General features: G+C 71.7%; 19 protein-coding genes and 1 pseudogene. 15 read left to right on the forward strand and 5 right to left on the reverse strand.

The genetic code is table 11. The features are described 5' to 3' along the window. The first annotated feature begins 49 nt into the window (after positions 1-49). From JKJ07_RS07640 to JKJ07_RS07660, 6 genes and pseudogenes are all read left to right on the forward strand, one after another. Positions 50-1,084: a S1 family peptidase gene (locus JKJ07_RS07640; RefSeq protein ID WP_307834157.1), complete on the forward strand. Its 1,035-nt coding sequence runs from the start codon at positions 50-52 to the stop codon at positions 1,082-1,084. A 237-nt stretch (positions 1,085-1,321) separates the two neighbouring features. Beyond that, positions 1,322-2,269 (forward strand): annotated as a pseudogene (locus JKJ07_RS52420) (GAF domain-containing protein); the annotation flags it as partial. A gap of 150 nt (positions 2,270-2,419) precedes the next feature. Further along, on the forward strand, positions 2,420-2,776 hold the full coding sequence (locus JKJ07_RS52425; RefSeq protein WP_438871374.1) for a methyl-accepting chemotaxis protein: 357 nt from the start codon (positions 2,420-2,422) through the stop codon (positions 2,774-2,776). Between the two features lie 18 nt (positions 2,777-2,794). Beyond that, positions 2,795-3,412 (forward strand): carbonic anhydrase, encoded by a 618-nt coding sequence (locus JKJ07_RS07650; RefSeq protein ID WP_202990517.1) that lies wholly within the window; start codon positions 2,795-2,797, stop codon positions 3,410-3,412. A 139-nt stretch (positions 3,413-3,551) separates the two neighbouring features. Further along, on the forward strand, positions 3,552-4,157 hold the full coding sequence (locus tag JKJ07_RS07655; RefSeq protein WP_202990518.1) for a sensor domain-containing protein: 606 nt from the start codon (positions 3,552-3,554) through the stop codon (positions 4,155-4,157). Between the two features lie 26 nt (positions 4,158-4,183). Further along, complete coding sequence (locus tag JKJ07_RS07660; RefSeq protein WP_202990519.1) at positions 4,184-4,681, forward strand: DinB family protein; 498 nt, start codon at positions 4,184-4,186, stop codon at positions 4,679-4,681. On the opposite strand, the gene JKJ07_RS07665 is transcribed toward JKJ07_RS07660, so the two are convergent. Further along, the gene (locus JKJ07_RS07665; RefSeq protein WP_202990520.1) at positions 4,678-5,571 is read right to left on the reverse strand and encodes a hypothetical protein; all 894 of its coding nucleotides are present in this window, start codon (positions 5,569-5,571) and stop codon (positions 4,678-4,680) included. The two genes, JKJ07_RS07660 and JKJ07_RS07665, sit on opposite strands and share 4 nt — an antisense overlap. Before the next feature lie 139 nt (positions 5,572-5,710). On the opposite strand from JKJ07_RS07665, the gene JKJ07_RS07670 reads away from it, so the two are divergent. Next, positions 5,711-6,676: a serine hydrolase gene (locus tag JKJ07_RS07670; protein ID WP_202990521.1), complete on the forward strand. Its 966-nt coding sequence runs from the start codon at positions 5,711-5,713 to the stop codon at positions 6,674-6,676. Here JKJ07_RS07670 and JKJ07_RS07675 read toward each other — a convergent pair. Together JKJ07_RS07675 and JKJ07_RS07680 are read right to left on the reverse strand one after the other, a co-directional pair. Beyond that, complete coding sequence (locus JKJ07_RS07675; protein ID WP_202990522.1) at positions 6,651-7,253, reverse strand: DedA family protein; 603 nt, start codon at positions 7,251-7,253, stop codon at positions 6,651-6,653. The genes JKJ07_RS07670 and JKJ07_RS07675 overlap by 26 nt on opposite strands. Beyond that, positions 7,250-8,020 carry an MBL fold metallo-hydrolase gene (locus JKJ07_RS07680; RefSeq protein WP_202990815.1) on the reverse strand — a complete coding sequence of 257 codons (771 nt, stop codon included), beginning with the start codon at positions 8,018-8,020 and terminating at the stop codon, positions 7,250-7,252. The genes JKJ07_RS07675 and JKJ07_RS07680 overlap by 4 nt, the downstream gene beginning before the upstream one ends. Before the next feature lie 121 nt (positions 8,021-8,141). Between JKJ07_RS07680 and JKJ07_RS07685 the strand changes: the two genes are divergently transcribed. The 5 genes from JKJ07_RS07685 (at position 8,142) to JKJ07_RS07705 (ending at position 14,581) form a co-directional block, all read left to right on the forward strand. Beyond that, positions 8,142-9,056 (forward strand): diacylglycerol/lipid kinase family protein, encoded by a 915-nt coding sequence (locus JKJ07_RS07685; protein ID WP_202990523.1) that lies wholly within the window; start codon positions 8,142-8,144, stop codon positions 9,054-9,056. Next, a complete protein-coding gene (locus JKJ07_RS07690) occupies positions 9,049-10,092 on the forward strand; it encodes a YihY/virulence factor BrkB family protein (protein WP_202990524.1) in 1,044 nt (347 codons plus the stop codon). The genes JKJ07_RS07685 and JKJ07_RS07690 overlap by 8 nt, the downstream gene beginning before the upstream one ends. 10 nt (positions 10,093-10,102) lie before the next feature. Then, positions 10,103-11,587, forward strand: a complete 1,485-nt coding sequence (locus tag JKJ07_RS07695; RefSeq protein ID WP_202990525.1) for a phosphatase PAP2 family protein — start codon at positions 10,103-10,105, stop codon at positions 11,585-11,587. Next, positions 11,584-12,357 carry an endonuclease/exonuclease/phosphatase family protein gene (locus tag JKJ07_RS07700; RefSeq protein WP_202990526.1) on the forward strand — a complete coding sequence of 258 codons (774 nt, stop codon included), beginning with the start codon at positions 11,584-11,586 and terminating at the stop codon, positions 12,355-12,357. The genes JKJ07_RS07695 and JKJ07_RS07700 overlap by 4 nt, the downstream gene beginning before the upstream one ends. Before the next feature lie 94 nt (positions 12,358-12,451). Continuing rightward, positions 12,452-14,581, forward strand: a complete 2,130-nt coding sequence (locus JKJ07_RS07705) for an EAL domain-containing protein (protein ID WP_236028465.1) — start codon at positions 12,452-12,454, stop codon at positions 14,579-14,581. Here the strand turns inward: JKJ07_RS07705 and msrA are convergent. Together msrA and JKJ07_RS07715 are read right to left on the reverse strand one after the other, a co-directional pair. Next, positions 14,562-15,068, reverse strand: a complete 507-nt coding sequence (gene msrA / locus JKJ07_RS07710) for a peptide-methionine (S)-S-oxide reductase MsrA (protein WP_202990527.1) — start codon at positions 15,066-15,068, stop codon at positions 14,562-14,564. The two genes, JKJ07_RS07705 and msrA, sit on opposite strands and share 20 nt — an antisense overlap. Before the next feature lie 57 nt (positions 15,069-15,125). Continuing rightward, positions 15,126-16,808 (reverse strand): DEAD/DEAH box helicase, encoded by a 1,683-nt coding sequence (locus JKJ07_RS07715; RefSeq protein WP_202990528.1) that lies wholly within the window; start codon positions 16,806-16,808, stop codon positions 15,126-15,128. Positions 16,809-16,938: 130 nt separating this feature from the next. Between JKJ07_RS07715 and JKJ07_RS07720 the strand changes: the two genes are divergently transcribed. Genes JKJ07_RS07720 through JKJ07_RS07730 form a run of 3 tightly spaced genes read left to right on the forward strand, consistent with a single transcriptional unit; the run spans position 16,939 to position 18,802 of the window. Beyond that, a complete protein-coding gene (locus tag JKJ07_RS07720) occupies positions 16,939-17,577 on the forward strand; it encodes a hypothetical protein (protein WP_202990529.1) in 639 nt (212 codons plus the stop codon). A gap of 21 nt (positions 17,578-17,598) precedes the next feature. Then, positions 17,599-18,111 (forward strand): sigma-70 family RNA polymerase sigma factor, encoded by a 513-nt coding sequence (locus JKJ07_RS07725; RefSeq protein WP_202990530.1) that lies wholly within the window; start codon positions 17,599-17,601, stop codon positions 18,109-18,111. Further along, the gene (locus JKJ07_RS07730; RefSeq protein ID WP_202990531.1) at positions 18,104-18,802 is read left to right on the forward strand and encodes a hypothetical protein; all 699 of its coding nucleotides are present in this window, start codon (positions 18,104-18,106) and stop codon (positions 18,800-18,802) included. The genes JKJ07_RS07725 and JKJ07_RS07730 overlap by 8 nt, the downstream gene beginning before the upstream one ends.

The raw sequence follows: 18,802 nt of genomic DNA on the forward strand, positions 1-18,802 counted from the left end.
AAGTGGTGCGCCGGTTCCGGCGCATCCCCCACCCCCTGGGAGGAACCCCGTGCTCAACCGGAAGCTGCGCCGGCCGATCGTCGGCCTTGCTGCCTGCATGCTCGTCGGCACCGGACTTGCCGCGTCACCCGCCTCGGCCGCCCCTGCCGGAGACCCCTCGTTCGCCCCGTCGGCCCTGGCCACCAAGCTGGACGCCCAGTTCGGCGTCAACACGGCCGGGTCGTACATCGACGACGCCGGCAAGGTTGTCGTCAACGTCACCGACGCCGCGACCGCCAAGTCGGTGAAGGCCGCGGGCGCAACCCCGCGCTTCGTCACCCGTACGGGTGCTCAGCTCGCCTCGGCCGACAACGCGCTGAAGAGCTCGCTCAAGACCCCCGGCACCGCGTTCGCCGTCGACCCGATCAGCAACCAGGTCGTCGTCGAGGTGGACAGCACGGTCACCGGCGCCTCGCTGGCCGCCGTCGAGGCCACCGTGGCCAAGCTCGGCGACAGCGCCCGCATCGAGAAGACCGCCGGCACGCTGAGCGTCAAGATCAGCGGTGGCGACGCCATCTATGCCGGTGGCGGCCGCTGCTCGCTGGGCTTCAACGTGCGCAACAGCGCCGGCACCAACTACTTCCTGACCGCCGGTCACTGCACCAACATCGGCTCGACCTGGACGAACGGCTCGACCACGCTGGGCACCCGGTCCGGCACGAGCTTCCCGGGTAACGACTACGGCATCGTCCGCTACACCAACACGACGATCACCAAGACCGGTGGCGTCGGCTCGCAGGACATCACCTCGGCCGGCACCCCGGCCGTCAACTCCACGGTCTACCGCCGCGGCTCGACCACGGGTCTGCGTTCGGGCCGGGTCACCGCCCTCAACAGCACGGTCAACTACGCCGAGGGCTCCGTCTCCGGCCTCATCCGCACCACGGTCTGCGCCGAGCCCGGCGACAGCGGCGGCTCGCTCTACTCCGGCACGACCGCCCTCGGCCTGACCTCCGGCGGCAGCGGCAACTGCTCCTCCGGCGGCACCACGTACTTCCAGCCGGTCGTCGAGGCGCTGAACGTCTACGGCGTCAACGTGTTCTGATCGCATCCCGGAAAGAGCCCCGCCGTGAGGCGGGGCTCTTTTTTGCTGCCCGGCGACCCTTCAACTGAACGACCTCGCAGCCGATCTTGCGGGCACTTGAGTGGCGGTGCGCCATTCACGACCCCCCGAGGAGCTGTGGTGCTTCGTTCCGGCAAGCGCGCGGCGGCCGAGAAGGCCGAGGCCGACCTGGCGGAGGCTCGCGCCGACGTCCAGGCGGTCACCGCGATCATGAGGGCGATGGAGGGCGCGACCTCTCCGCAGCAGGCCATCGGCGAGGCCCTGGATCTGGTGCGCGGCCTGCTGGGCTGGGCCTACGGTTCCTACTGGCAGCTCGACGCGGGCGACAAGGTGCTGCGGTTCGCCCAGGAGAGCGGCAGCGTCAACGAGGACTTCCGCCGGGTGACGCTCGAGGCCTCCTTCGCCGAGGGCGTGGGCCTCTCCGGACGCGCCTGGCGCAGCCGCGACCTGGTCTTCGTGACCAACATCGCCGACGTCACCGACTGCGTCCGCGCCCCCGTCGCCGCCCGCTCGGGTGTGCACAGTGGGGTCTGCTTCCCGCTGATCGAGGACAACCAGGTCGTCGGGACCATGGACTTCTTCGCCACCGAGGAGCTGCACCTCTCCGAGGCCCGGCTCTCCGTGCTGCGGGCGGTCGGCCAGCTCGTCTCGGGCGCCCTGGCCCGGCTGCACGAGGCGGTCCGGCAGGAGAAGGCCGCGCAGGACGTCGACGCGGTCTCCGAGGTCATCCGCGCGCTCACGCAGACGACCAGCCGCGACGACTCCCTGCGATCCGCCCTCGAGATCATCCGCAAGGACTTCGACTGGCAGTACGGCTCGTTCTGGCAGCTCGACGAGAACGACGGCGTGCTGCGGTTCGCGCTCGAGTCGGGCGACGCCGGCGCCGAGTTCCGCCGCGTGACGATGTCCGCGTCCTTCGCCAAGGGCGTCGGGCTCTCCGGCCGGGCCTGGGCCCGCGGTGACCTCGTCTTCGTCGAGGACCTGGGCGAGCTGACCGACTGCGTACGCCGTCCGGCCGCCCAGGCCGCGGGGGTCAAGTCGGGCGTCTGCCTGCCGATCAGGGTCGGCGGCCAGATCGTCGGCACGATGGACTTCTTTGCCACCCGGACGCTGCTCATGTCGGCGAGCCGGGAGAGCGCGCTGCGCAATACGGCCTTCCTGGTCGGGCAGGCGCTCGAGCGGTTCACCTCGACCGAACAGCTGCACAACGCCGGCCGCGAGCTGCTCGACTCGATCGCCGAGGTCGAGCGCAACGTCACCTCGGCCGCGACAGTCGCCGAGCAGGGCGAGCGGCTGACCGTCGAGGCCAACCAGCAGGTGGCCGCGCTCGGCCAGGCCAGCGCCGAGATCAACGCGGTGGTGCGGAGCATCCAGTCCATCGCGGCTCAAACCAAGCTGCTGGCCCTCAACGCGACAATCGAGGCGGCCCGGGCGGGCGAGTCGGGCAAGGGCTTCGCCGTCGTCGCCGGCGAGGTCAAGGAACTGTCCACCGAGACCGAACGGGCCACCGACGAGGTCAGCGACAAAGTCAACGCCATTCAGGCCCGCGTCGACGCGGTGACGGCCTCCCTGGCCGAGATCCACACCGCCGTCGAGGAGATCAACCAGACCCAGCGACTCATCAGCGGCGTGCTCACCGAGCAGGTCGCGACCACCGGCGCCATCCTCAACTGATTTCGGAGCCCCCCACTCATGTTTTCTGACCAGACCCCCGCCTGGGAAAAGCTGCTCGAAGGCAACCGCCGCTGGCTCGAGGACCGCAGCACGGGCGCCGGCAACCGTGGCGCCGTACGCCGTGCGGAGCTCAGCCAGTCGCAGGCCCCGTTCGCGCTGGTGGTCGGCTGCTCGGACTCCCGGGTGCCGGCCGAGATCCTGTTCGACCAGGGCCTCGGCGACCTGTTCGTCGTGCGGACGGCCGGACACGTCGTCGACGCGGCCACGCTCGGCTCGGTCGAGTACGCCGTCGCCCACCTCGGCGTCTCCCTGATCGTCGTGCTCGGCCACGAGGGCTGCGGCGCCGTGGCCGCGGGCACCGGCGTGGTCGACAACGCGGCAGTCCCGGCCGGCTACGTCCGCGACATCGCCGAGCGCATCGCCCCCGACGTGCTGCGGGCCCGCCTCGACGGCGCCACCACCCCCAGCGAGATCAGCGCCCGGCACTCGGTCTACACGCTCGACCTGCTGCGCGAGCGTTCGTCCGTCGTGGACAACGCGCTCCGCGACGGCACGGTCGGCGCGGTGGCGGCCCAGTACTGCCTGAGCACCGGCGCCGTCACCGAGATCCGCGCGGCGGTGCCCGTAGCGGCCTGACCCCTCAGTCCCCCCGCAGTCGGCCGTCCCGGTTCCCCCACCGGGACGGCCGGTCTGTTTCCGGGGTAGGGCTAGCCCTACCCTCGATCGACCGGCTCACCGGATCGGCCCGCGCCCCGGCCGCGCATAGCGTCAGGTCATGACCACGACGCAGCTCGAAATGCCCCTGGCCGTCCGGCTCTGGCCCCGGGTGGCCGCCGACACCCGCTACGTGCTGACCGGCCTCCCGCTGGCCGTGGCCTCCTTCACGGTCTGCCTGACCCTCCTCACCGCCGGCCTGACCCTGGCCGTGGTCTGGATCGGGATTCCCCTGCTGGTCCTCACGATGACCCAGGCCCGCGCCTTCGCCGCCGGGGAACGTTCCCGGCTCGCGGCCCTCGGCGACCACCTGCCCACACCCTCGTACGGCGGGAGCCGACGCGTGCTCGCCATGCTGACCGACCCGCAGTCGTGGCAGGACGTGATGCACGCGACCCTGCGCTGGATCCCCAGCACGATCTCGACCTCGCTCGTGCTCACGTGGTGGGCCGGCGTGCTCGGCGGCGCCACGTACGCCCTGTGGGGCTGGGCGTTGCCCGACGGCCCCGACGACACGGACCTCCCGCAGCTGCTCGGCCTGGGCGACTCCTACCTCACGGCCACCGGCTTCTACCTGATCGTGGCCCTCGTCGCCGCGGCCACCCTCCCGCTCGTCACCCACTTCGCGGCCCGCCTGGAGGCCGGCTTCGCCCGCGCCCTGCTCTGATCGCGAACTCCGGGCAGAATCGGGCCATGGTGGACCATCCGCGGCTGCACCCGCCGGAGCGGGAGACGTTGGAGCAGTTTCTCGAGCAGCACCGCGGGATGACGCTGGCGGCGCTCGACGGGCTCGGCGACGAGGTGGCGGCCGCTCGTCTGCTGCCCGACACTGCCATGACCATCGGCGGCATCGTGAAGCACCTCGCGCACATGGAGGATCTCTGGTTCACGCGCACGCTGCTCGGGGATGCGTGGCCGTCGCCGTGGGAGGCGGTGGGTGATGACGAGAGCTGGGCCTGGGAGTCGGCGCGGGACGACTCGGTCGCGGAGTTGCGGGAGCTCTATTCGGCGGCCTGCGAGCGCAGCCGGGCCGCGGTGGCGCGGTTCGGCGATCTGGACGCGCGGGCGGCGCTGCCGTCGTTCGGGAAGGCGCCGGTCAGCCTGCGCTGGATGATCGTGCAGATGATCCGCGAGACCGCCCAGCATCGCGGCCACCTCGACCTGATGCTGGACGTCGTGCGCCGCGGTTAGCGCTGTTCCTCGACGCGCTCCTCGCCGCGGCGGCGCAGCATCTTGAGGCCGGGCAGGCCGGCGATCGCCAGGTGCAGATCCTCGGTCACCTCGAGCAGTTTGTGCAGGTCGGGGCCGACCTGGTCGAGCTTGCCGAGCAGCGGCATCACGTCGTCGACCAGGTGGGCCCGCAGCGCCGGCAGCTGGTCGACCATCCGGATCGCCGCGGTGACTTCCTCGGGCGAGAGCTCGTTGACGAATCGTTGCGCTATCGGGGCACCCTTCAAGAGCGTTTCCGAGTACGCCTCCAGCAGCCGGGCGGCTTCCTGAGCGGCGGCCGCGGCCTGCTCGACGACACCCTCGGCGGCGTCCGAGATGCCGACGGCGCGCAGCACCACCGTGCCGGCCCGCTCGCTCACCTCTTCCGCCCCGCCCACGACGACCCCGGCCCGCGAGCTGATCTCCTCGGCGCTGCCCACGACGACCCCGGCGCGGGAGCTGATGTCTTCGGCGGTGCCGACGACCGCCCCGGCGCGGGAGCTGATCTCTTCGGCGGTGCCGACGACCGCCCCGGCGCGGGAGCTGATCTCTTCGGCGTGGCCGACCACGACGTCGGCGCGGGCGCTGATCGCCACCGCCTGGCCCACGACGTCGGAGGCGGCCGCGGCGATCGCGCGGGCCTCGGTGACCGTCGCCTCGGCCGCCTCGACGACCGCGCCGACCCGGTGGATCAGCCCCTCGGCCTCGTCGGCGAGCATCGTGACGCGGCTCACCAGCAGCTCGGTCTGGCCGAGCACGCTGATCACCCGGACGGGGACGGTGGCCACCGCGGCCGCGGTCTCGACCGCCTGACCCACGGCGTAACGGGCTAGCTCGGCGAGCGCGGACGGTGACACCAACGGGAAGCGCATGCCTCCATCATGCGGCAGAACGTCACGTCCGGCCGGTAGTCACCCGCGGTGAGCGCGAGTCACCCGTACGTCGATAGTCTCTGTCAATCTCGTATGCGAAGCACGCTAGGACGCACATGAACCGGCGCGACACGGCACTATGGCAGGCGTGCGACGTACGCGGAATTGGATCTTGGCCATCGCGACGGTGGGGCTCCTCGGGGGTGCGGGGTTGGTCGGCGTGGGCATGATGCGCGACGACTCCGGCGCCGGCCCGATCGGCACCTTCAGCGACGCGGCCAACGCGGCGAACGCGGCCCCCGCCTCGACCGGCCCGGCCCGCGTACGGGCGCAGGTGGCGCCGGTGCCCAGCGGCCCGTCGCAGGCCGAGCTGGCCGCGCAGGAGCGTGCCAAGCGGGTCAAGGCCCTCGACGCCGCGCTCAAGAAGTACGCCGCGAGCGCCCCCGAGTTCTCGGTGGCCGTGCTCGACCGCCGCACCGGGCAGCGCTATTCGTTCCGGGGCACCGAGAAGTACGAGACCGCCAGCGTCGTCAAGGTGCAGGTGCTCGCGTGCCTGCTGCTCAAGGCCCAGGACGCCGGCCGCGACCTCACGGCAACCGAGTTGTCCCTGGCCAAGCGGATGATCCGGCTCAGCGACAACGATGCCACGACGTCCCTTTTCGCCAAGCTCGGCCGGGCCGGTGGCGTCGGCGCGTGCAACAAGCGGCTCGGGCTGACCGAGACCAAGGTCAACAGCGCCTGGGGCCTGACCCGCACGACGGTGAACGACCAGGTCAAGCTGCTGTCCGAGCTGGTCGACACGTCGGGCCCGCTCGACGTCGGCTCGCGCAAGCTGGCCTACACGCTGATGAGCACGGTCGACGACAGCCAGGACTGGGGCGTGCCCGCCGTCGCCAAGGCCGGCGAGAAGTTCACGGTCAAGAACGGCTGGCTGGCCCGCTCGACCGAGAACTACCGCTGGATCATCAACTCGGTCGGCCGGGTCACGGGCCCGCGGACCGACATCTCGATCGCCGTCCTGTCGCACGACAACGGCACGATGTCGGGCGGCATCACCTCGGTGCAGAAGGTCGCCAAGCTCACCCGGCAGCACCTGAAGTATTAGGGGCCTCGGCCGTGGCCCGGGCCTCGCGGCGCTTCGAGATCCACGAGATCGTCTGGTTCACGATCAGGATGACCAGGACGGCGGCGACCACGCCCTCCCACGGCTCGGGGAAGATCGAGCCGCCGGCCACCCCGATGGCGGCGTAGACGGTCGACCACAGCGCGCAGGCCGGGGCGTTGGCCACCACGAAGGTGCGCCACGGCATGCCCAGGAAGGCCGCCGCCAGCAGCACCGGCACCCGGCCGCCGGGGATCAGGCGGGAGACCAGCAGCACCGGGATCTGGCTTTTGTGGAGCTTCTCCTTCACCGCCGCCAGGTGCTCCTCGTCGCGCAGCCAGCGCAGGCGCCGGGCCAGCTTCTCGCCGCCGAACCGGCACATCGCGTACATCACCAGATCGCCCACGTACGCCCCGGCGGCGCCGGCCGCGATCACGAAGACGATGGTGAGCGGGTGGTGCTCGTGGAAGGCCAGCGCGGCCGCACCGCTGACGGCGGCCCCGGTCGGCACGATCGGCAGGATGGCGCCGAACGCCACCACCGCGAACAACCAGGCCAGCGCGCCCAGGGTGGCGATCACGCGGTGGGGCCGATCGTCAGGCTCTCGCCGGGCGCCAGCACCCGCACCACGGAGTCGGGGGCGGCGCGCTCGGCCTTGCGGGCGAAGGTGACCCCGGGCTCGCGGAACATGTGCGAGCGGACCCGGCTCAGGCCCATCGGCCACAGCGTGCCGTAGTGCACCGGCACCGCCCACGACGCCTTCGCGCGGCGCAGGGCCTCGGCGCCCGCCTCCGCGTCGAGGTGGCCGTGCGAGCCGAGCGTGGGGCCCCAGCCGCCGACCGGAATCAGGGCCAGGTCGAGCGGGGCGAGGTCGCTCATCTCGTCGAACAGGCCGGTGTCGCCCGCATACCACGTGCGGGAGGCGCCCTCGACGACGAACCCGATGGCGATCGCGCGCTCCCGCGACCAGGGGCCGCGGCCGCCGTCGTGGGCGGCGGGCACGGCCCTGACCCGTACGGACCCCGCGGTTGTCTCTTCCCCGGGGGCGAGCTCGATCGTGCGGGCGGCCGCCTCGGCGCCCAGGCAACGGGCCACGAACGGCGCGGCGCCGCGCGGGACGATCAGCTGGGGACGGCCGCCGAGCTTGCGCAGCGACGCCACGTGGAAGTGGTCGGCGTGCAGGTGGGAGAGCAGCACCGCGTCGGGCACGCCGGGCAGCTCAGGCGTGGGACCGGTCATGCGTTTGAGGTGGGCCACCCGATCGGTGAGCACCGGGTCGGTGAGCAGGGTGGTGCCCGAGTCCTCCAGCCAGACGGTGCTGTGGCCCCACCAGGTGACCGTTGTCATGCTCACGAGCTAAAGGTACAGAGCCGCTGGGGAGTTTCAGTCGTTACCTCAGCCGGGCAAACTGTGCCGCGTGACGGGACCCCGCAGCGCAGTTGTCGTAAACCCCACCAAAGTGCCCGATATGGAGCTTCTCCATCGGATCGTCGACGAGGGTGTCGACAGCGTCGGCTGGCCCCGCCCGGCCTGGTACGAGACGACGCCCGACGATCCCGGCGAGGGCCAGGCCAAGCAGGCCGTGGAGGACGGCGCCGAGCTGGTGTTCGCCTGCGGCGGCGACGGCACGGTGATGGCCGTGGTGACCGCGCTGGCCGGCACCGAGACGACGATGGCCGTGCTCCCGGCCGGCACGGGCAACCTGCTCGCGGCCAACCTGGGCCTCGGCACCGACGCGGCCACCGGCGTGCAGGTCGCCATCGAGGGCGGGCGCCGCCGCATCGACGTGGGCGTCTGCGACGGCAAGTGCTTCGTGGTGATGGCCGGCATGGGGTTCGACGCCCAGATGCTCGAGGGCACGTCAGAGCAGGCCAAGAAGCGGATCGGCTGGCTCGCGTACGTGGGCGGGGCGCTCAAGCACCTGCGGGACAGGCCGATGCGGGCCCGGATCGTGCTGGACGACCGGCCGCCGATGCCGCGCCGCCCCCGTACGGTGATCGTCGGCAACGTGGGCCGGCTGCAGGGCGGGGTGCGGCTGCTGACCGAGGCCGACCCGGCCGACGGGCAGCTCGACGTGGCCGTGCTGAGCCCCAACAACCTGGCCCACTGGGTGTCGCTGGCCTGGGGCGTGGTCCGCCGCCGCGACCGGGTGCCGCTGATGGAGACGTACACGGCCTCCAAGATCGAGATCCATTCCCGCAGCACGCAGCCCCGCCAGCTCGACGGCGACCTGATCGAGCCCGGCCGCACCCTCAAGATCTCCGTACGGCCCAAGGCCCTGCTGCTCAGCGTGCCGCGGCCCGCCGGCGACGACGACCTCGCGTACGACGTGAGCGCCGCGGCCGAGGCGGCCGAGGACATCCGTGAGGCGGCCCGTGAGTAGTACGGAGCCGGTCCCCGAGACGCGGGACATGCGGGGGGAGGAGCTCTCGGCCGACGACGCCGTGCACGCGCTCTACCACTACGGCCGCTGGCCGCTGGTGCGCGACGCGTTCATCCGGTTCCGCTACGGCGACGGCTTCAGTCATGCCCGCGCCTTCGCCTTCCAGCTCTGCCTGGCCATCGTGCCGTTCCTCATCGCCCTGGCCGGTCTCGCGGCCGACCTGGGCGCCGAGGACGGCGGGCGGGTCGTGGCCGAGACGATCCTCGAGCTGACCCCGGGCGCGAGCGATCCGCTGGTGGGCGAGCTGCTCGAGGACAGTGAGAGCAGCAGCGACGCCGGTGAGGTGGCGCTGACCCTCGGTCTGATCACCGGCCTGGTCGCGCTGATGACCGCGATGGCCCAGATCGAGCGGGGTGCCAACCGCATCTACGGCGTCGAGCGGGACCGGCCGGCGCTGTTCAAATACCTCTGGGCCGGGCTGCTCGCGGTGTGCGCGGGCATTCCCGCCCTGTTCGGGTTCCTGCTGCTCGTGGGGGGCCGAGCCTTCGGCGACGCGGGGGCCCGGCATTGGCCGTGGGCCGGCGACGTGCGGGTGGCCTGGGATTTCGTACGGTGGCCGCTGAGCCTGCTGCTGATCATCTTCGCGGTCGGCCTGCTGTTCAAATACTCGCCCCGCCGCCGTCAGCCCGGCTACTCCTGGCTGCTGTTCGGGGCCGTGGTCGCGACCGCGCTGTGGTGGCTGGCCAGCCTGCTGCTCGCCGGGTACGTGCGCTTCGGCAGCAACTTCGGCGCCACGTACGGGCCGCTGACCGCGATCATGGCGCTGCTGCTCTGGGCCAACCTCACCGGCATCGCGTTGTTCCTCGGCATCGCGTTCGCGGCTCAGCTCGAGGCGGCCCGGGTCGGGGTCGAGCGGCCCGCGCTGCAGGACAAATGGGAACCGAGCCCCGACGAGCCCAAGGCGAAGAGCGGTAAGCCCCGGCCGCGGCGACCGGCCCGCATCGGGCGCGGTGTACGGGAGAAGCGCTCCGGGTAAAGCCCGCTATGTGACCGACGACAATCATGTGGTGGAACGCGCCGGATGGGCGCCGGTAAGGCATTTCGCCGGGCGTAGCGTGGCCGGCCTGGCCGCGGTGGTGCTCGCGGGCCTCGGGTTCGGCCTGTTGCTGCTGCTCGTGCGGGGCAACTGGACCCCGCTGCGCGAGCTCGACCAGTCGATCGCCGAGGGCATGAACAACCTGGTCGCGCCGCATCCGGCGGTCGTCAAGGTGATCACCACGATCACCTCGCTGGGTGGCCGGGGCGTGCTGATCCCGCTGGTCACGATGGTGGTGCTGTGGCTGCTGATCCGCCGCCGCCCGCGCCTGGCGATCTATCTGGCGGTCACCGGCCTCGGCGCGATGATCCTCGACCCGTCGCTCAAGGCCCTGGTCGGCCGGCTGCGCCCGGTGGTCGCCGACCCGGTCGCGTTCGGCGGCGGCAACAGCTTCCCGAGCGGGCACACGCTGGGCGCGACGATCGTCTGGGGCTCGCTGGCCCTGGTGCTGCTCTCGGCCACCCGCGGGCGCTGGAAGGGCGCGATCCTGGCCGTCGCGGCCCTGATCATCGTGACCGTCGGGCTGACCCGCATCGCCCTGAGCGTGCACTTCCTCTCCGACGTGCTCGCCGGGTGGCTGCTCGGCCTGGCCTGGATCAGCATCACCGCGTACGCGTTCCGGGTGTGGCGCCGCGAGGCCGGGCACCCCGTCCCGCCCGTCACCGACGGCCTCGAGCCGGAGGCCTCCGCCGACCTCGAGCCCGCCCCGGCCGAGGAGAAGGTGCTGCCCCACCCGTGGGCCAAGGGCGCCGAGATCCTGGTCGGCTGGGTGTTCACGTTCGGCGTCCTCTACTTCGTCGGGTACGCCTTCACGAACTGGACGAATGACACCGCGTTCGGCTCGTGGGACGAGGGCGTGAACCGGTGGCTGCAGACGTTCCGCACCGAGCGGCTCGACTACCTGAGCTGGCTCGCCTCCAAGGCCGGCGACACCCACGCGATCCTGATGATCTGCCTGGTCGTCTGCCCGCTGGCGCTGGCCCTGTGGCGGCAGTGGCGGCCGATCGTGTTCATCGTGCTGACCATGGCCGGCGAGCTCACCCTGTTCCTGACCAGCGCGGCCGCCGTCGGGCGCCCGCGGCCCCCGGTCGAGCAGCTGGACGGCCAGATGCCGACCTCGTCGTTCCCGTCGGGCCACATCGCGGCCACGATGTGCGTCTGGGTCGCCATCGCGGTCGTCGTCATGCCCCGCGTACGGCAGTGGTGGCGCTATGTCTTCCTGGCCCTCGCGGTGCTCATGCCGGCGCTGGTGGCGGTGTCCCGGATGTATCGCGGCATGCACCACCCGACCGACGTGCTCGGGGCGGCGCTGCTGACGGCGTGCTGGGTCGGTGCGCTCTACTTGATCGTGCGGCCGAACGAGCGGGCCGTGACCGTCAGCGAGGCGGCGCTCGTCGTGCGGCAGCAGCAGGAGCAGAGGCCGGTGGCCGTATGAGGTTCATGACCTGGAACATCAAGACCGGCGGCAAGGGCCGGCTCGACGCGATCGCCACGGTGATCAAGCGGGAGCGGCCCGACCTGCTGGCCCTGCAGGAGCTGCGCGACTTCGACCGCGACGACGGCCGGATCATGACCGGCCTGGCCAACGCGGTGGGCATGGTGCCGCACCTGGCCCGCTCGTTCCTCGGGCAGCCGGTCGCCGTGCTCGTCCGGCCGCCCCTGCAGGTCACCGACCGCGCGGCCGTACGGTTCCGCCTGCACCACGCGGCCGCGATCGTGACGGTGGCGACCCCGGCCGGCCCGCTTCGCGTGGTGAGCACTCACCTGAATCCGTTCTCGCCGTACCGCCGGATGCGCGAGGCGGTCTGGCTGGCCGCACGGTACAACCCGGACAAGCTGCCCACTGTCCTGGCCGGCGACCTGAACGGCCTCGACCCGGGCACCGACCACACCGAGACGCTCGCCCCGCAGCCCGGCTTCCTGCGCGCCCGTCACCTGGCCGCGGACGGCACGGCCGACACCCGGGCGCTGGCCGCCTTCGGTGCCGCCGGCTATGTCGACCTGTGGAAACGGGTTGGCTCGGGCTCGCCGCTGACGGTGCCGACCACGCGCGGGGGCGGCCGCGAGTTCAGCCGCATGCGCCTCGACTACGTGCTGGCCAGCCCCCGGATCGCCGACGCCGCGTCCGATATGACGGTGATCCGCGGGGACGAGACCGAGTTCGCCTCAGATCACTACCCCGTACGGGTGGAAATGTCGCTCTAGATCGATTTGATTGGAGCGGCCTGATCGCTATCATCAGCGACGGCCGCACTCGAAGCAGTTCAGTGAGGGAGTGCGCGTAAACCGGAGGCGTTCGATGGCAAATCAGCGCTTCGCGGTGATTGTGGGTGTCAACGACGCCTACACCCGCCTGCGCTTCGCCGAACGAGACGCCGAGGCCGTCCACGAGCTGCTCGAGCTCGAGGGCTTCGACGCGCGGCTGTTCACGGGCCCGCGTGTCACAGCGAGTGACGTCAAGGCTGCGCTCCGGCAATTCGCGACCCGGGCCGACAAAACAGACCTGCTTGTTGTCTATTTCGCGGGTCAGGCGATCACCCCGATGTGGAGTCGCGGCTCCGAGACCTATTTGGTCACTCCCGATCTGGACGAATCCGCCCTTTCCGAAAAGCCCGACTCGGGCCTGCGGATGGCGTTTCTCGAACGGGACGTGCTCGAGTTCTTCGCCGGCGCCGCCGTGCTCGTCGTCGACGCGGCCGGCCCGTCCGGCTTCCTCGGCCCGCGGAGCCACCGGTACGGCGCCCTGGTGTCCTGCGCCGAGGACGCGGCGGAACGCGAGACCCCGGTCATCGGTCACGGCGTGCTCACCGCGCACGTGCTGGCCACGCTGCGCCGGCAGCAACGCGTCACGTTCGGGGGGCTGGCTGCGGCCGTACGGGAACAGGGTTTGTCGCCGCTGGTCACGGGCCCGTCGTGGACCGAGGACGTCGTGCTCGTCGGGTCCGCCGGTGATCCCGCGCCGGCCGTGCTGCCGCTGGCCAACCCGCTCGACGCCGCCACCGGCGAGATCGGGCAGCTGATCCGCAGGCTGTCGCAGCACGCGCGGATGCCCCGGCACGCCGCCCCCCGCTCGACCGGCACCCGCGCCGACGCCGGGCTGGCCGCCCCCTCGCGGGTCGAATACGTGCGCGCGGCCACCAAGGCCCACTCGACGGCGCTGCTCGAATACACCGCGGGCGGATTCCAGCCGATCGACTCGAGCAAGCGGTTCGACCTCGACGCGATCCGCCCGATGCTGCGCTTCCCGCCCGGCGCCGACTGGTTCGGCCACACCGTCCACGACGATCACCGCACCGTGCTCTGCGTGCCGCTGCGGCACGCCGAGGGCCGGTCCCTGCTGCTGGCCCTGGTCGACCCCGCGCCCGAGCTGCTGGGCCTCGGTCAGCCCGTGGCCAAGATCCTCGAAACCGTCTGGCGTACGGATTTCGCGGCCGCCCCCGACGAGGCCGAGATCGAGGTGCTGACCGCCCTGCGCGAGGCGTTCGGCCGGCTGCCCCGCGCGCTGTTCGAGCACTGCTTCGAGCTCTATCGCCGGGTCCTCGAGTCCTACAGCGTGGTGTTCCAGCCGGTCGTCACGCTGGGCAAGACCGCCCGGCGGATCGAGGTGCACAGCTACGAGGCGCTGGCCCGGCGCTCGGCGGCCGACTCGCGGGCCCCGGTCGCGATGCTGCGCCTGGCCGAGGTGTGGGGCGACCGGTTCGTGGTCGAGCGCGACAAGGTGATCCTGCGGATGGCCCTGCACACGTACGCCCGGGCGCACGCCGAGGGCCCGTGGGCCTCCCCGAAACCGCTGTCGATCAACGTCGCCGTCCGCTCGCTGCTCAGCGACGCGTACGTCGAGGTGTTGCGGACGGCGATCGCCGAGCTGGGCCTCGACCCGGCCGCGATCACGCTGGAGATCTCGGAGCAGGACCCGATCGAGCCCCGCCGCGGCGAGCAGTGGGCCGAGGCGCCGCACGCGTACTTCCACAACCGGCTGGCCGCGATCGCCCGCGACGTCGGGGTGGCGTTCGCCGTCGACGACTTCGGCGAGGGCTACGCGTCGCTGTCGCGGATGGCCGAGCTGCCGCTGACCCAGATCAAGGTGGACCGGGCGATCCTGCACCACCCGCTGGCCGCCAAGGAGCTGTCGCTGGTGATGGACACCGCCCGGCACGCCAGCCACGCGCCGCGGGTCGTCATCGTCGAGGGCGTCGACGACGAGTCCCCGCTGACCCTGCGCGAGATCTACGAGCAGCGGATCCGGCACGTGCAGGGCTGGATCACCCAGCAGCCGGCCCGGCCCACGCTGAGCCCGATCGAGCCCGAAGTGTGCGAGCGCATCGCTGCCCTCGTGCGGGGCGACGACGAGCATCGCGGCACCCTGATGACCCGCCCGCGGCCGGCTTCCTCGCCGTCGGGCGAGTTACCTATGCAGCGGGGCGCTTAGGCAGCTTCCAGTCCGGGCGCGGGAAGTGGCACGTGTAGCCGTCGGGGATGCGCTCCAGATAATCCTGGTGCTCCGGCTCGGCCTCCCAGAACGGCCCGGCCGCGGTGACCTCGGTGACGACCTTGCCCGGCCACAGCCCCGACGCCTCGACGTCGGCGATCGTGTCCTCGGCGACCCGCTTCTGCTCGTCGTCGGTGTAGAAGATCGCCGACCGGTAGCTGGTGCCGATGTCGTTGCCCTGCCGGTTGAGCGTGGTCGGGTCGTGGATCTGGAAGAAGAACTCGAGCAGATCCCGGTACGACGTCAGGGCCGGGTCGTACGTGATCTCGATGGCCTCGGCGTGGCCGTCGTGGTTGTAGTAGGTCGCGTTCTCGACCCGGCCCCCGGTGTAGCCGACCCTGGTCGTGATCACCCCGGGCCGGCGGCGGATCAGATCCTGCATCCCCCAGAAGCAGCCCCCGGCCAGAATCGCCTTCTCCTCAGCCATGCCGATCACTCCCGTCGTAGTTCGCTCCCACCGGACCGTGCAGACGATCCCGGCGGCCTAGCGGTTGTACCTTTCCCGGCGCACGGTCGGGCGCTTGCCGCGGATCGTGCTCTTCTGCAGTGACTGGATCACCCGGTCGGCCTCGCCCTCGGGCACCTCGACCAGCGCGAAGCGGTCGGTGATCTGGATCGCCCCGACGTCGCGGGCCGGCAGGCCGGACTCGTTGGTGATGGCGCCGACCAGATCCTGCGGGCGCAGGCCGGCCCGGCGGCCGATGCCGACGAACAGCCGGGTGGTGTCGTCGTTGTTCCCCCGCGGGCGGCGCTCGTTGGGGAAGCGGCCCCCGCCCGGCTTGGTGCGGTCGCGCTGCTCGCGCTCGCGCGGGGGCATCGCGGCCGGGATCTCGGGCTCGTCGACGTCGCCGCCGTTCGCGTCGTTGAGCAGCTTCAGGCCGGCCAGCGCCACCTGCTCGATGTCGGCGTCGTCGACGAGCCGCTCGAGGATCGGCCGGAACCGCTCGAGGTCGTCGTCCTCCAGCGTCTCCCGCACGGTCGTGCGCAGCAGCTCCAGGCGGCGCGCCCGCAGGTCGGTGACGGTGGGCAGCTTCTCCATGGTGATGCGCTGCCCGGTCAGGCGCTCGATCGCCTTGATCATCCGCTGCTCGCGCGGCTCGGCCAGGGTGATGGCGGCGCCCTCGCGCCCGGCCCGGCCGACCCGGCCGATGCGGTGCACGTACGCCTCGGGGGCCGAGGGCACGTTGTAGTTGATGACGTGGGTCAGCAGGTCGACGTCGAGCCCGCGGGCCGCCACGTCGGTGGCCACCAGCAGCTCGGTGCTGCCGCCGCGGAGCCGGCCCATCACCCGGTCGCGCTGATCCTGGCTCATGCCGCCGTGCAGCGCCTCGGCCCGATAACCCCGGCCGTTGAGGCTCTGGGTGACCTCGTCGACCTCCTCGCGGGTGCGGCAGAACACGATCGCCGCCTGCGGCGCCTCGACGTCGAGCACGCGGCCGAGCGCGGCCGTCTTGTGGGCGCGGGCGATCAGGAAGGCGCTCTGGCGCACCTTGGGCAGGGTGTCGGCCGTGGCGGTGTCGCGGCCCATCCGGATGCGCAGCGGGTCGCGCAGGTGGCGGCGGGCGATGGCGTCGATGCGCGGCGGCATGGTCGCCGAGAAGAGCACGGTCTGCCGGGTGTCGGGCGTCTCGGCCAGGATGGCCTCGATGTCCTCGGCGAAGCCCATGTCGAGCATCTCGTCGGCCTCGTCGAGCACGACCGCGCCCACCTCGCCGAGCTGCAGGGTGCCCCGCTCGATGTGGTCGAGGACCCGGCCCGGCGTGCCCACCACGATGTCGACGCCGCGCCGCAGCACCTGCAGCTGACGGGTGATCGGCTGCCCGCCGTAGACGGGGAGGACCTGCACGCCGAGCTCGCGCCCGTAGCGGTGGACCGCCTGCGACACCTGCTCGGCCAGCTCGCGGGTCGGCACCAGCACCAGCGACGCCGGCCCGTCCTGCGCCCCGGCCTCGAGGCCCTGCAGCAGCGGCAGCGCGAAGGCGGCCGTCTTGCCCGTGCCCGTCGCGGCCTGGCCGACCAGATCCTTGCCCTCGACCAGGGGCGGGATGGCCTCGCGCTGGATCGGGGTGGGCTCCTCGTAGCCCAGACCAGCCAGCGCGCGCAGCAGCTCCGGCCGCAGCCCTAGCGCGGCGAAGTCGGCAACGGCCTCCAACTGGTCTTCATCCATCCCACCAGGATACGAACCGTCCTCGGCGCCGCTGCGCCCGGCAGCCGTTATCTTTTCGTTACCTTCGGTCTGAAATCGGGACTCCTCGTGGGGCGTGTTCGTGGCACATCCCTACTGAAGGAGACCCCCCATGCGTTCCATCGCCTTTGGAGCTGCCGCCGTCTTCGGTGCCCTCAGCCTCACCGCCTGCGCCAACAGCGCCGCTCCGGCCGCTCAGCCCGCTACTACGCCTGTCGCGTCTTCCGCCACCTCGCCCGTCGCCAGCGTGGCGTCGCCGGCCGCCAAGCCTTCTTCGGCGGCGTCGCCGGCCAAGCCTTCGGTGGCGACCTCCGACGTCAGTCAGCTGGTCAAGCTCGGCATCACGATCAACAAGGGCGTGCTGATCGACGTGGCCGACGACGGGGTCGACCGGTGGCTGTCGGTCGGCAAGAACGGCGTCGACTTCACCGGCACCGCGCGGACCGACAACACGATGATGTCGCTCAAGGCGGCCCCCGTACGCGGGAAGAACAAGGTGCTGATCAAGCCGCCCTTCTACAACGAGGACCTGGGCCCGGGCTACTGCGTCGCCGACACCAAAGGTGCCGCGCTGAAGCTGGAGACCTGTAAGACCGGCCGTACGCAGCAGGTCTTCACGATCGTCCCGGCGGGCGACTCCGGGCAATTCGAGCTTCACGGGGCGTACGGGGTCATTCGGGTCGACAATGGCAAGATCACGACGAACGGCCGGGGCCGGGTGGGCCTGCAGACCATCAAGTACGCCGGCTGACCCACGGAGCTTCCCTTCCCCATGCGTGACGCCGAGGACTTCGACTCCTTCTACGCGTTGTCCTCGCGTCGCGTCCTGGCCCACGTGGCCATGATGGTCGGCAGCCGGGCCGAGGCCGAGGACGCCGTGGCCGAGGCGTACCTGCGAGCCTGGAACCGCTGGCACAAGATCAGCAAGTACGAGAACCCCGAGGCCTGGGTACGCCAGGTCGCCTACCGCCAAGCGGTGAGCACCTGGCGCAAGGCCGTCAACCGGATCCAGGCCCACTGGCGCGAGACGACCGACCAGACCGTCGACGAGCTCGGCCCGGACCACGTCGCGATCGTCGCGGCCCTCCGCAAGATCCCGGCCGACCAGCGCCGGGTGATCGTGCTGCACCACGTGGCCGGGCTGACCGTGGCCGAGATCCATTCCGAGCTCGGCATCCCGGCCGGCACGATCACCACCTGGCTGGCCCGCGGACGCCGGGCCCTGGCCGCTCACCTGAACGACAGCGACACTTTCGAGATGGGCCAGGAGCGCCGCGATGTCTGACGACCGGATCCGGGAAGGACTCGACGCCTACGCGGAACATCTGCAACGGACCACCGGCCCCGCCCCGGCCGCCGAGATCCGCCGCCGCGGCGACCGGCGCCGGCGCAACCGGGCGGTCGGCGCCGCCTTCGCCGCCGTGCTGATCGCGGCGGCCGGCCTCGGCACGGTGCTCAACCGCGGGGGCGGTGATCCCGATCGGACTCCTCAACCGGCGGCCCCGAGCGTGACGCCGTCGTTCTCGTGGCCGCCCCCACTCCCGTCCCGGCCCTCCAGCGACGTGACCTCGACCATCACCGTGCGCGGCGTCGACCTGAACGCCAGGGTCGTGATCGACGTGCCCGACGACGGCCTGGACCGGTGGATGCAGGTAGGAGTGGGTGGCGTGGTCGACTTCTCCGGATCCGCCAAGGACGAGACCACCAGCATGATCATCTTCCCGGCCCCGGTCGACACTCCGAACCGGGTGGTGGTCACCCCGGCCGCCCGCCCCGGCTATTGCGTCGCGGCCACCAGCGGGGTGCGACTGACCCTGCAACCGTGCGAGAACGCGGCCCCGGCCCAGACCTGGACGATCGCTCCGGAAGGCGACTCCGGCGCTTTCTCCCTGACCGGCCCGAACGGCGGCCTGAAGGTCGGCGACGGTGGCCTCGCCACGGACGGCCGCGGCGTCCTCCAGACGATCCGGTTCTGA

This window comes from Paractinoplanes lichenicola, assembly GCF_016785085.1.
In the GTDB taxonomy this organism is placed as follows: Bacteria; Actinomycetota; Actinomycetes; order Mycobacteriales; family Micromonosporaceae; genus Actinoplanes; species Actinoplanes lichenicola.

Bases quoted from the DNA above. Each gene is read 5' to 3' on its own strand.
- JKJ07_RS07665 (WP_202990520.1), bottom strand. From the start codon at position 5,571: ATGCGCTTCCCGTTGGTGTCACCGTCCGCGCTCGCCGAGCTAGCCCGT.
- JKJ07_RS07705 (WP_236028465.1), top strand. From the start codon at position 12,452: ATGGCAAATCAGCGCTTCGCGGTGATTGTGGGTGTCAACGACGCCTAC.
- JKJ07_RS07670 (WP_202990521.1), top strand. From the start codon at position 5,711: ATGGCAGGCGTGCGACGTACGCGGAATTGGATCTTGGCCATCGCGACG.
- JKJ07_RS07715 (WP_202990528.1), bottom strand. From the start codon at position 16,808: ATGGATGAAGACCAGTTGGAGGCCGTTGCCGACTTCGCCGCGCTAGGG.
- JKJ07_RS07655 (WP_202990518.1), top strand. From the start codon at position 3,552: ATGACCACGACGCAGCTCGAAATGCCCCTGGCCGTCCGGCTCTGGCCC.
- JKJ07_RS07680 (WP_202990815.1), bottom strand. From the start codon at position 8,020: ATGACAACGGTCACCTGGTGGGGCCACAGCACCGTCTGGCTGGAGGAC.
- JKJ07_RS07685 (WP_202990523.1), top strand. From the start codon at position 8,142: ATGGAGCTTCTCCATCGGATCGTCGACGAGGGTGTCGACAGCGTCGGC.
- msrA (WP_202990527.1), bottom strand. From the start codon at position 15,068: ATGGCTGAGGAGAAGGCGATTCTGGCCGGGGGCTGCTTCTGGGGGATG.
- JKJ07_RS07720 (WP_202990529.1), top strand. From the start codon at position 16,939: ATGCGTTCCATCGCCTTTGGAGCTGCCGCCGTCTTCGGTGCCCTCAGC.
- JKJ07_RS07700 (WP_202990526.1), top strand. From the start codon at position 11,584: ATGAGGTTCATGACCTGGAACATCAAGACCGGCGGCAAGGGCCGGCTC.
- JKJ07_RS07650 (WP_202990517.1), top strand. From the start codon at position 2,795: ATGTTTTCTGACCAGACCCCCGCCTGGGAAAAGCTGCTCGAAGGCAAC.
- JKJ07_RS07725 (WP_202990530.1), top strand. From the start codon at position 17,599: ATGCGTGACGCCGAGGACTTCGACTCCTTCTACGCGTTGTCCTCGCGT.
- JKJ07_RS07660 (WP_202990519.1), top strand. From the start codon at position 4,184: ATGGTGGACCATCCGCGGCTGCACCCGCCGGAGCGGGAGACGTTGGAG.
- JKJ07_RS07730 (WP_202990531.1), top strand. From the start codon at position 18,104: ATGTCTGACGACCGGATCCGGGAAGGACTCGACGCCTACGCGGAACAT.